Raw genomic sequence first — 9,142 nt, forward strand, 5'->3', positions numbered from 1 at the left:
CTACCCTCAATTCCTGAATCATTTTCAGCTTTTCTTCAAATGAATAATATTTGTCAGTCATAAAAGAACCCCCTCCAGGTTTACAGATGTTTTATTTCATCTGTAAACCTGGAGGGGGTCAAATCAGAATGCCAGACTTGTTTTATCCATATACAAGTGATGCACTCCATTATTAAAAAATAATGACAGACCCGTAGCTCTTAACCACCGGATCCAATAGCAGACTGCTGCAACAGTGCACTATTTCGGCATCGCACCCTTTCACCAGCTTAAAGTTCGCAGACTTTAGCAAGCGGCTACTCATGATTGATGCGCCTCATCCAAACATATTTGATTTGTAGATATGATTATACATAGACAGCCTATATAAGTAAACTGTTTTATTTTATATTTTTTTAAATTATCTTTTAATTAGGATTTTATGAGACCTTTGTCCTTCAGGTACTCCTCATAGCTTGATTCTTTGACGATTGCACCTTTATCCTGCAGTTCAATCACTTTATTTGTGATGGTGTTGATGAATTCAAAATCATGTGAAGTGAATATGATTGAGCCTTTGAAATCCTTCAATCCATCATTCACTGCCGTGATGCTTTCAAGATCCAAGTGGTTTGTCGGTTCATCAAGAAGTACCACGTTGGCTTTGGATAACATCATCTTAGAGAGCATTGCACGAACTTTTTCTCCCCCGGAAAGAACATTTGCTTTCTTCTTAGCTTCTTCACCACTGAAAAGCATGCGGCCTAAGAATCCTCGGAGGAAAGTTTCTGTCTGCTCCTCAGGAGGGGCATACTGACGCAGCCAGTCCACCAAGTTCGTGTTCACCCCTTCGAAATAAGCTGAATTGTCTTTTGGCATATAACTTTGACTTGTTGTCACGCCCCATCTTACTTCTCCTTCATCAGGAGTAATTTCGCCAGCCAATATGCGGAGGAAAGTAGTGCGGGCAATTTCTGATGAACCAATTAAAACTGCTTTATCATAAGGGTCGAGTGTCAAATTGACGTCATCCAACACCTTGACGCCATCGATGCTGTGGCTAAGCCCTTTAATATAGAGGAGGTCATTGCCGATTTCACGTTCTGGCGTGAACTTGACGAATGGATATTTTCTTGATGATGGCTTTATGTCATCCAATTCGATCTTTTCCAAGGTCTTCTTACGGCTTGTCGCCTGCTTGGACTTGGAGGCGTTGGCACTGAAGCGTGCAACGAAATCCTTGAGTTCTTTGATTTTCTCTTCTTTTTTCTTATTCTGGTCCTGTGCCATTTGCTGGGCGAGTTGACTGGATTGATACCAGAAATCATAGTTGCCCACATAAAGCTCGATCTTACCAAAATCAAGATCCGCAATATGGGTACATACATTATTAAGGAATCGACGGTCGTGGGAAACCACGATAACAGTATTATCGAAATTGATGAGGAACTCCTCAAGCCACTGAATCGCTTCTATATCGAGACCGTTGGTCGGCTCATCCAAAAGCAGTACATCCGGGTCGCCGAACAGGCTTTGGGCCAACAGGACCTTCACTTTCTGATTGTTTTCGAGTTCCGACATATTCTTATCGACCAAGTCAGATTTTATACCCAGTCCGTGGAGCAGGCTTTCAGCGTCGGCTTCGGCTGTCCATCCGCCCATTTCACCATATTCACCTTCAAGCTCGGCTGCACGTATGCCATCTTCATCAGAAAAGTCCGGTTTCATGTAAATTTCGTTCTTCTCATTCATTATTTCCCAAAGTTTCGAGTGTCCCATCATGACGACGTCCAATACACGCTGATCTTCGTAACCGAAATGGTCCTGTTTCAATACAGCGAGACGCTCGTCTTTCCCTAGGCTCACATGACCAGTCTGAGCTTCTATTTCTCCTGAGAGGATATCCAGAAATGTTGATTTGCCGGCGCCATTCGCCCCAATGAGACCATAACAATTTCCTGGCGTGAATTTTATATTTACGTCTTCGAATAGTTTGCGGTCACCAAACCTAAGACTTACGTCTGTTACCTGTAGCATAGGCATTCTCCTTTAGTATATTCTTAAGCGATGATACCACATTTATGGTACCATTGAAATATAATTCTAGGAGGATGAGTACCGATGGAGAACGATATACGCCGGTTTCAAAGCATTATCGATACCAGTCACGATATCGTCTTTTTTACTGGTGCTGGAGTTTCAGTTGAAAGTGGCATACCGGATTTCAGGAGTATGGGTGGATTGTTCGATGAAATCAGACAGTCGGGAAATTCACCTGAATATCTTTTAAGCCGCGACCATCTCGATGAAGAACCTGAGCGCTTTGTGCAGTTCTACAGGAAACGCCTGCTGACCAGCGACAAGCACCCAAACATTGTCCATCACTTCATTGCGGAAATGGAGACTGCAGGGCGTTCGCTTGGGACCGTGACCCAGAATATTGATGGCCTCCATACCGAGGCCGGCAGCAATAATGTAGATGAATTGCATGGTTCGCTCAATCGTTTCTACTGCATCTCATGCAATCAGGATTATACTAAGGGTGCCTTATTACAAAATGATGTAATGACGTGTGAATGCGGCGGGATATTGCGGCCTGACATAGTATTATATGGAGAGATGCTCGACGAGCGTGTCCTGCAGTCCGCCCAAAACAAGATATCAAAAGCGGATACACTGATTGTATTGGGGTCGTCACTGGTTGTGAACCCCGCAGCTTATCTGCTCCATTACTTCAAAGGTCACCATCTTGTCATCATCAACAGAGAAGAAACGCCTTTTGATTTTATGGCCGACCTGGTCATCAATCAAGATATGACCACGATAATAAAAAATATAGAACACTAATGAAGGAGATCATTCATGAATCAGATATCAGGTACAGTACAATTTTTAAAAATCATAAAAAGGGAAGGTTCCACATATCACCTTAAAGGGGAAGACGCAGTCTATATCAGAATGAATGCATCTGCCTCGGAACAGGATTATGAGATAGGGGAAGAAATCAGCGCATTCATTTATCCAAATAGAAGTGGGGAACTGTTTGCTGCTCCTATAGTGCCAACTGCAACTGTTGATAAATACGGTTACGCAGAAGTGGTTGAGGTGACACGGGAGGGAGCGTTCGTCGATGTCGGGGCCCCGCGTGAAATCCTTGTGCCTTGGGTTGACCTCCCTAAAGTGAAGTCAGTCTGGCCTAAAGAAGGGGACCAGCTTTATTTGAAGTTGAGGGCTGAGAGCGACAACCAATTGTTCGGGCGCCTGGTCACTGAACAGGAAGCCGCCGAGCGCTTCACACCACTTGATCAATCGGCATTCGCAGACTACAGGAATAAATGGATGGAAGGACGTCCTTACCGTCTGCTTAGGATAGGCTCGTTCCTTTTGACGAATGAAGGACATAAAGTCTTTATCCATGAGAGTGAGCGCGAAGAAGAACCACGCCTAGGTGAGTTGAAGAAGTTTAGGGTGATCGGCATCAACGATAAAGGGGAACTGAACGGTTCTTTCATCCAACAGGCATATAAGAAGATGGATGCAGACAGCGAAAAGATACTGGATTACATCGAGCGCAATGGCGGACGTATGCCGCTTAATGATAAAAGTGCGCCTGAAGATATAAAAGAAGCTTTGAATATGTCAAAAGGCGCTTTCAAAAGAGCACTTGGCCGTTTGATGAAGGAAGGTAAAATCGTCCAGACTGAAAAAGAGACTGAAATGAAGGAAACCCGGTAATCATATGATTACCGGGTTTTTTCTGCTCATTTTCTATCCTTCTATCTGGTCGGTCAACTGCTCCAACTCATCAACCAGTTCTCCTATATAATCAATGGTATCACGGAGAGGCTGCTCAGTCGTGATATCGACTCCTGCCATCTTGGCTAACTCGACAGGGGTCTTCGTACCACCCGCCTTCAGAACCTTCAACCAATCATCCACGGCCGGCTGTCCTTCATTGAGTACACGCTTGCTCATGGCAGTCGCAATCGTCAGGCCAGCTGAATAGGTATACGGATATAATCCCATATAGTAGTGGGGTTGCCTCATCCATGTCAGTTCGGCACCTTCAGTGATGCTTACATCATCCCCCCAGAATTCTTCAATGACATTGCGCTTCAGCATGTTGAGGTCACCTGCGGAAATATTCTCCTTGGCATCAACTTTTTTGTAGACTTCACGTTGATAGGCAGCCTCAAGCAGATGCGTCACGCAGTTATGGTAATATGTCCTGGATATTATTGAACTGATGACCCAGCGTTTGAATTTGGGATCTTCGGAGTTCTCTAGAAGATGATTCGCCATCAGCATTTCATTCATTGTGCTGGGTGCTTCCACAAAATACATCGAACTGCGCGCGTCGAAGATATTCTGCTCACGATTGGCATTATGGAAGTGTCCAGCGTGCCCCAGTTCATGGGCGAGTACAAACACCTCAGTCATGAGGGAAGTCCAGGATATCAAGATGAATGGGTGCGAACCATACGGGCTGGCGCAGAAGGCACCTGTAGACTTACCTTTATTCTTGACAAAATCTATCCAGCGCTCATCATAGGCACGGTTCACCATATTGAGGTAATCATCACCCATGACTTTGAGAGCATCATTGATATACTGTCTGGAATCTTCGACACTTATTTCAGGTTCCGACGCCGGATCGAGTGAAACCTTCAAATCCTCATATTTCATTTCATCAAGTCCATGAACCCGTTTCAACAGTTTTGCATAGCGTCGCATATGAGGGGCAAGGTCACTCATTATCATATCAATTTGACGATGGTAGAGTGATTGATCCACATCCTGCTCATGCAGCAGGTAATCTATAACAGAATCGAACCCTCTAAGATCGGATGTCGTTTTTTCCTGCTTCAGCTGCAAATCATAAGTACCGGCAGCAGTATGCTGATACTCTGAGAGTGTATCGCTGAATGCTCTGAATGCATTGCGTCTCACCTCAACATCTTCGTGCCCTTCCAATTCCCCCTCAAAAGACAGGTAGGAGAGGGGATATTCCTTTCCATTGGCGCTGAAAGTCCCGAAATCGATATCCAACAATTTAGTTTTAAGGTATAAGCTGTAGGGGCCGTTGAAAACTGGTGAATAGCTTGCGAGCGCTTTTTCAACTTTCGGATCCAATTGGTATGGTTTATTTTTAAGCAGTTCATCTATGAAGTGGAGGAATTGCGGCGCTTCTGATTTCACTTCTTCAAGAAACGCTTCCTCTTTTTGAATCAGTTCACTTGTGAGGAAACTAGATTCGCTGTTGAAATATGTACTGATATTACTCGCCATACCATCCAATTTCTGAGCATTCTCGTCACCTTGGTCCGAAGAGAGCTTCAAATTGGCATAATTGCCGATTGGAACGAGTGATTCGAGGATGGACTTGTATTCTTGGATGGCTTCTATTGCAGTAGTAGGGCTGTGCAGGTTTCCGGAGTACTCCTCATTAAAACCTTTGATCTTGGGACGGACCTCCTCGATTGCTTGTTCGAAAGCACCATCATCAGCAAATAAATCGCTCAAATCCCAAGTATATTGAACTTCAACATCTTTTCTTGATTTCATTTCTTCCATAGTTAAAAATCGCTCCTTTAATTCCGGAATCCGAAGTATTAATGATAGTATACAGTAATATTCTAAAAATTCAAATCATATACTTTGCAAATATTTCAAAGTAATATGGGTAATATAATTATAGCGATATTGAAGGTGGGGTGAAATTATGATAGAAAACTTCAATTTTTATTTGATTACGGTTCTTGCCGTCATTATTTTAACAATCTTGGTCGGGTGGTTATTGCATAACTATATCCTTATTCCTGTATTCTCTTTTATATTGATGACGTTGGCGGCATTCGTAATTCCTAACTTTATAGAAGGCACTGACTGGAAGCCTTTGTTTGGCTACGCAGTATTCTTAGGTGTCCTGTCATTAATCGTAAGCATACTCGTGTGGATGTATGTCAAGGGACGTAAACGGAAGAAGGAATTATCCACCTCAGATGGTGGTGGAAAACCGGTGGATACCAGTACTAAAGACGTATAGTTTCAATGGATTGGTAAGATGCAGAAACTTCTTTGGAGAGGATAATCCAGAGAAGTTTTTTTATGTTCATATGGGAATGCGTTCGTCTACATGTACGTTTTGTATATACATGTAGATGAACGTAAGATTGCTGAAATTGTATATTTGATATTGGAATCATGTAACGAATACGAACAAGTTGATTCATTCAAGCCCAACGTACACTAGAAGCCGAGGCCTGCTTGAATCTACCTGAGTCAAATTGATTTATAGATAGTTGCTATAGATATTGCTATAAGATAAAAAAAGAGTAGTATCATCCTCTCGCATATGTAACTTCCTATAATATATATTATGTAAACTTTAATATGTAATTGGTAAATCATTTGTAAAATAATACTTTTAGCACCAAAATAAAGCCTGATCCGTATATCGATCAGGCTTTATTCTTTATCCGCTATATTGATATTGGTACAATCTTCCTTGATTTATCATCCTATGATTCACTTTGTTTTGATTCGTTTACAACTTTATATACAGTCGCTCTAGATACACCAACCATTTCTGCAATCTGTTTACCTGTATACTTCCTTGTATCATATAATGATTGTATCATTGCTTTTTTATCGTCTGTAATACCAGGTCTGCCGCCATTTCTGCCTCTCGCCCGGGCTGACTCAAGCCCTTTTTTGGTGCGTTCGCTCAGCAAGCTTGCTTCAAGTTCTGCGAATGCCGACATCATCGTAAAGAACATCTTTCCCATCGGATCTTTTGTAGTCACATTCATATTGATGATTTCAAGGTCTATGCCGCGTTTTTCCAAGGTCGTCGCCAATTCTATAAGTTGTTTTGTAGTACGGCCCAATCGATCCAACTTGGTGATCACCATAGTATCACCTTCCCTCATATACTCTAAACACTGATCCAGAGCCGTTCTTTGAGCTTTCTTACCGCTTACCTTTTCCGAGAATACTTTGATGCATCCTGCTTCTTCAAGCATATCGAGCTGACTTTCCAGATTTTGTCCCTTAGTACTTACTCTTGCATATCCTATTTTACTCATTTTTCCATCTCTTCCTTTTAATGTATTTTTAACGGTATATATATAGTATAAGTACACTGAGATAAAAATACAAGTTAAAACACAACAAAAACACCTATTTTATTAACATTTGTTGTTTTTATGTTAATGTATGTAAAACCCTCGTTAAATAGACACATTAATATTTGCAAAATTCATTCATTTAAAGTTTAATAGATGCATATTGAGAGTATATTAGTAAGGACTTTTTATTAATATACTTATGGAGCTGATAAAATGGTCTATACCATTGTCACATGCTTTATCTTCATGGCTTTCGTCGCTTTTTATTCCTATATGAAAACACGCAATACTGTAAGCGACAGTGCTGGGTATTTTCTGGCTGGACGCGGTTTGACAGGCGGATTCATTGCTGGTTCCCTTGTGCTCACCAACCTTTCTGCAGAGCAGCTTATCGGGCTTAATGGATAGGCCTACAGTTCAAATATGTCCAATATGGCATGGGAAGTGACGGCCGGCTTTGCCGTCATCATCCTTGCACTGATTCTTCTTCCAAGATACATAGGCGGTTCGTTCACCACTTTACCTGAATTTATAAATAGCCGTTTCGAGAAAGGCACAAGGATGATGGTGACTTTACTTTTCATGCTCGGCTATACATTCGTCACAATCCCGTCTGTTCTCTATTCCGGATCCATTGCGGTGCTGCAACTCTTCGATGTGCCCGCCCTCCTTGGTCTCTCCCTTGAGCAGTCGATGTGGATTGTCATTTGGATGGTAGGTATAATCGGTTCCATATATGCTATATTCGGCGGATTGAAGGCAGTTGCGATATCGGACACCCTGAATGGCATTGGCTTACTTATCATCGGTCTGCTTGTACCTGCCATCGGTTTCTACTCTTTGGGGGATGGAAACGTATTGAGTGGCATGAAGGTGATTGCCACTAACAATCCAGAAAAATTAAACGCCATCGGCTCGAAGGAAGACTCTGTTCCTTTTGGTACGATATTCACCGGTATGATTTTCGCCAACTTATTTTATTGGGGTACCAATCAGTATGTCATCCAGCGGACACTTGGGGCGAAGAACCTGGCTGAAGGACAAAAAGGAACTTTGTTTGCCGGTTTCCTCAAAATACTTGTCCCCTTCATGATGATGATACCAGGGATCATCGTCTATCATCTGTATGGAGATGGTCTTAAGACCATGGATCTCGCCTATCCTACCTTAATTGCCGAGTTACTGCCCCTGTATTAAGTGGTTTCTTTCTAGCTGTCCTGCTCGGTGCTGTTTTCTCAAGCTTCAACTCGCTGTTGAACAGTGCAGCGACGATGTTCGTCTACGATCTTTACAAGGTCAAAGTGAACAGAAATGCTTCAGACTCTGAGATGATAAAGGTCAGTAAATGGTTTGGCACCCTACTTGCCCTTGTTTCCTTCTTCATCGCTCCACTCCTGCTCCGGGCGCCAGAAGGATTATGTAATATCATCCGTGAATTTACCGGATTTTTCAATATACCCGTAATTGCCATCATCCTCACTGGAATACTTTCCAGAAAAGTACCTCCTATCGGGGCCAAGATTGCGATTATCGTCCACGTTGTGCTCTATTATATGCTGATATGGGGTCTGCCGATGTTTTTCGGAATCAGTTTCGACATCAGCTTCATCCATATACAGGGGATACTTTTCGTGTTGGCTGTAGCAATCATGATGCTCTTTATGTTGATAAGCCCACTTGATGAACCTCATCACTTCAAGTCTGACCCGAAAGTGGATATGACACCATGGAAATTAGCCCTCCCGGTAACCTTCCTGCTCGTTGGAGCCATTGTATTCTGTTATATCCTCTTTTCCCCGGTCGGCCTTGCCTATGCCGACAACATCGTTTCACCATGGTTCTTGCCATCTACAGGAAATGGAATGACAAGTACGGGGATATGCTGAAAAAAATGCAGACTGAAAAGAAGGGGCTGGGACATAAGTCCCGATCCAAGCAGAATCCCCCGGGTTAAAATGAAAATTTTAACCCGGGGGATTCCTATGTATATAAATGAAAGACAAAACAAAAGGCACCCTTTATAATGTAAGTAA

The 9,142-nt window shown here is 42.6% G+C and carries 9 protein-coding genes and 1 riboswitch; of the genes, 6 read left to right on the forward strand and 3 right to left on the reverse strand.

Annotation, left to right across the window (positions count from 1 at the left end):
- Positions 1–151: 151 nt before the first annotated feature.
- A riboswitch (Lysine riboswitch) is annotated at positions 152–328 on the reverse strand.
- Between the two features lie 83 nt (positions 329–411).
- The gene (locus tag ABD734_RS08170) at positions 412–2,016 is read right to left on the reverse strand and encodes an ABC-F family ATP-binding cassette domain-containing protein (protein WP_344703223.1); all 1,605 of its coding nucleotides are present in this window, start codon (positions 2,014–2,016) and stop codon (positions 412–414) included.
- Between the two features lie 84 nt (positions 2,017–2,100).
- Here ABD734_RS08170 and ABD734_RS08175 point away from each other — a divergent pair, with 84 nt between their 5' ends.
- Both ABD734_RS08175 and ABD734_RS08180 read left to right on the forward strand, forming a co-directional pair.
- Positions 2,101–2,826, forward strand: coding sequence for an NAD-dependent protein deacylase (locus tag ABD734_RS08175; RefSeq protein WP_344703225.1), 726 nt, complete (start codon positions 2,101–2,103; stop codon positions 2,824–2,826).
- A 15-nt stretch (positions 2,827–2,841) separates the two neighbouring features.
- Entirely contained in the window at positions 2,842–3,714 is an 873-nt protein-coding gene (locus ABD734_RS08180; RefSeq protein WP_344703227.1) for a CvfB family protein, read from the forward strand.
- Positions 3,715–3,747: 33 nt separating this feature from the next.
- On the opposite strand, the gene pepF is transcribed toward ABD734_RS08180, so the two are convergent.
- Positions 3,748–5,553, reverse strand: coding sequence for an oligoendopeptidase F (pepF, locus tag ABD734_RS08185; protein ID WP_344703229.1), 1,806 nt, complete (start codon positions 5,551–5,553; stop codon positions 3,748–3,750).
- A 148-nt stretch (positions 5,554–5,701) separates the two neighbouring features.
- On the opposite strand from pepF, the gene ABD734_RS08190 reads away from it, so the two are divergent.
- Positions 5,702–6,025, forward strand: a complete 324-nt coding sequence (locus ABD734_RS08190; protein ID WP_344703231.1) for a hypothetical protein — start codon at positions 5,702–5,704, stop codon at positions 6,023–6,025.
- Between the two features lie 475 nt (positions 6,026–6,500).
- On the opposite strand, the gene ABD734_RS08195 is transcribed toward ABD734_RS08190, so the two are convergent.
- Complete coding sequence (locus tag ABD734_RS08195; RefSeq protein ID WP_344703233.1) at positions 6,501–7,067, reverse strand: recombinase family protein; 567 nt, start codon at positions 7,065–7,067, stop codon at positions 6,501–6,503.
- A 255-nt stretch (positions 7,068–7,322) separates the two neighbouring features.
- Here ABD734_RS08195 and ABD734_RS08200 point away from each other — a divergent pair, with 255 nt between their 5' ends.
- From ABD734_RS08200 to ABD734_RS08210, 3 genes are read left to right on the forward strand one after another with little or no spacing between them, the layout of a single operon-like run.
- Positions 7,323–7,517: a hypothetical protein gene (locus ABD734_RS08200; protein ID WP_344703235.1), complete on the forward strand. Its 195-nt coding sequence runs from the start codon at positions 7,323–7,325 to the stop codon at positions 7,515–7,517.
- Positions 7,518–7,532: 15 nt separating this feature from the next.
- A complete protein-coding gene (locus ABD734_RS08205) occupies positions 7,533–8,306 on the forward strand; it encodes a sodium:solute symporter family transporter (RefSeq protein WP_344703237.1) in 774 nt (257 codons plus the stop codon).
- A gap of 20 nt (positions 8,307–8,326) precedes the next feature.
- Positions 8,327–8,995 carry a sodium:solute symporter family transporter gene (locus ABD734_RS08210; RefSeq protein WP_344703240.1) on the forward strand — a complete coding sequence of 223 codons (669 nt, stop codon included), beginning with the start codon at positions 8,327–8,329 and terminating at the stop codon, positions 8,993–8,995.
- Positions 8,996–9,142: the final 147 nt, after the last annotated feature.

Source organism: Salinicoccus jeotgali (genome assembly GCF_039538805.1).
In the GTDB taxonomy this organism is placed as follows: domain Bacteria; phylum Bacillota; class Bacilli; order Staphylococcales; family Salinicoccaceae; genus Salinicoccus; species Salinicoccus jeotgali.